This window comes from Streptomyces sp. NPDC004647 (genome assembly GCF_040609575.1).
In the GTDB taxonomy this organism is placed as follows: Bacteria; Actinomycetota; Actinomycetes; order Streptomycetales; family Streptomycetaceae; genus Streptomyces.
In genome coordinates this window covers 1-2,387 of record NZ_JBEXKU010000194.1, presented here as the reverse complement: position 1 = coordinate 2,387, position 2,387 = coordinate 1, and the positions used below count along the sequence as shown (strand labels likewise).

The 2,387-nt window shown below is 72.5% G+C and carries 3 protein-coding genes; all 3 read right to left on the bottom strand.

Annotation, left to right across the window (positions count from 1 at the left end; translation table 11 throughout):
- Positions 1–788: SidA/IucD/PvdA family monooxygenase (locus tag ABZW18_RS34620; protein ID WP_356195460.1), on the bottom strand; the 788-nt coding region annotated here is incomplete at its 3' end.
- A gap of 170 nt (positions 789–958) precedes the next feature.
- Complete coding sequence (locus tag ABZW18_RS34615) at positions 959–1,696, bottom strand: SIMPL domain-containing protein (RefSeq protein ID WP_356195458.1); 738 nt, start codon at positions 1,694–1,696, stop codon at positions 959–961.
- 147 nt (positions 1,697–1,843) lie between these two features.
- The coding region (locus ABZW18_RS34610) for a SidA/IucD/PvdA family monooxygenase (protein WP_356195456.1) at positions 1,844–2,387 on the bottom strand (544 nt) is incomplete at its 5' end.

Sequence of the window (2,387 nt, the reverse complement as noted above, 5' to 3'; positions counted from 1 at the left end):
GCGTAGTCGGGGGTGAAGTGCTCCAGGCCGAGCTTGCTGTACTCCATCGGTGCGAACGCCGGGGTACGGGCCAGCCAGCTCAGCCCCTCCCGCCCGACGGGCCGCGCCCGCAGCAGATCCAGGAACACCTCGGCCCCGGACTGCCCGGACCCGACGACGGTGACGTGGCGGGCGGCGAGCAGCCGGTCGCGGTGGGCGAGGTAGTCGGCCGCGTGCAGGACGAGGGCGTGCGGGTCCTCGGCGAGGGGGCGCAGGGGGGCGGGGACGTGGGGGGCGGTGCCGACGCCGAGTGAGAGGTTGCGGGCGAAGAGGCGGCCGACGCCTTCCGCGTCGCCGTGTTCGTCGAGGCGGGTGAAGTCCACCTCGAAAGCGTGGCGCCGCGGATCCCAGCTGACGACGTCGACCTGGTGTCCGAAGTGCACGGTCGGCAGCTGTCCGCTGACCCAGCGGCAGTACGCGTCGTACTCGGCGCGCTGGATGTGGAAACGCTCGGCGAAGTAGAAGGGGAACAGCCGGTCGCGGGCGCGCAGGAAGTTGAGGAAGGACCAGGGGCTGCTCGGTGCGACGAGGCTCACCAGGTCGGCCAGGAAGGGCACTTGGAGGGTGGCGCCTTCGATGAGCAGGCCGGGGTGCCAGTCGAAGGCGGAGCGCTGTTCCAGGAACGCGCCGTTCAGTCCTGGCAGGCCGTCGGCGAGTGCGGCGAGGGAGAGGTTGAACGGGCCGGTGCCCACGCCGAGCAGGTCGAGGGGCTCCTCCTCGGGGGCGGACGGATGTCCGGGCGGCGTCATGCGATCCTCCGGTGCGTACGTGAAGTGCTGCGCCCAGCGGGCTGCTGGGAGTGGGCGGGCGCTACGCAGGTCCGGCCTGCGCGCTGAGCCGGACATGCCGTTAGGCATGCCTCACGTTCCCCACGCGTCGCACCCCCACACCCTTCATACGGACAGCGGCCCGGCAGCATTCAACTGCCGGGCCGGATCGTAGCGTTGAGGTCCTGCTGGAGCTGCGGCGGTGACATGGTGAAGCGCGCGTTCACATGCGCGTGGACGGTCTGCCGCTGGGGCTCGAGGTCCAGCGGCGGGGCCTCACCGCTCTCCATCCCCCCGGCATAGCCCCGCGTCCGGAGCCCGGCGGGCGCCGCCACGGCGACCGGTACGGCGTGTTCCGCTCCCTCGTCGGCGAGTTCGACCAGGGCCACCAGCTGCGCACCGAGCGCGCCCGCGTACTCGCGTGCCCGCTGCACCGCTTCACGTACGGCCTGCTGCCTGGCTTCCCGGTGGGCGGGCGAGTCGGGGCGCAGCCCCCACCACGGGCCGTCGACGCTGGTGAGTTCCAGGTCGGCGAGCCGGGTCACGAGCTCGCCGAGCGCGGTGAAGTCGGCGAGTGTCGCCGTGACGTGGACGCGACCGTGGTAGGCCCGGATGCGCTCGCCGCGCCCCTTGTGCGTCAGCTGCGGTGTGATGACGAATGCCCCGGTCTCCAGTTGCTCCAGGGCCTCGCCGGAGGACTTGACGAGGTCGAGGACGGCGGAATTGCGGCGGGCGAGGTCCTCGAGGGCGGTCCGCCGGTCGGTCCCGCGGGCGTTGACGGTGATGCCGATTCTGGCGATCTCGGGGTCGACCTCGAGCCGGGCCTCGCCGCGGACGGCGACACGCGGGGCCTCGGGGGTGCCGTACGGAGTGGGTGTGGATGTCGTCATGCAGCCACTGTGGCAGGCCGGGTGTGGACGACGAGTCCTCGAGTCCGCATCGTGAAGGGCACGTTGGGCCTTTGGACGTTTGGACCTTTGGGCCGTCGGGGCCGTTGGGCCGTCGGCCTGTCGTGGTCCGGCTCCGTCGACGGGAGGTCACACGTGACGGAGCTCCGCCGTCCTGGCGGTTGCGCTCGCGGGACGCGGCCGCCGTCCGTCCGCGGCGTCGAACCCGAAGGTGGTGAACGCGGTGCGGGCGGGGAGGGGGTAGTGCTCCTCGCCCGTCAGGGAGTTGAGGATGGCCGCGCTGCGCCAGGCGGCCAGACCCAGGTCGGGCGCGCCGACACCGTGGCTGTGGCACCCGGCGTTCTGGACGTGGATGGAGCCCGTGACCTCGCGGTCGAGGACCAGCCGGTGGTGCTCGTCGACGCTCGGGCGCATCCCCTCGTCCCGGTGCAGATAGGGGTCGAGCAGGGCGAGGAGGCTGTCGAGACGGCGTTCACGGTAGCCGGTCGCGAGGACGACGCCGTCCGTGGTGAGGCGGCTGCGGGTGCCTTGCTGGGCGTGCTCCAGATGGAGTTCCACCCGGGTGGTCCCGACCCGGCCGGCGGTGCGGACGGTGACTCCGGGGGTGAGGGTGGCGTCGGGCCAGCCGCCGTGCAGGGAGCGCCGGTAGAGCTCGTCGTGGATGGCGGCGAGA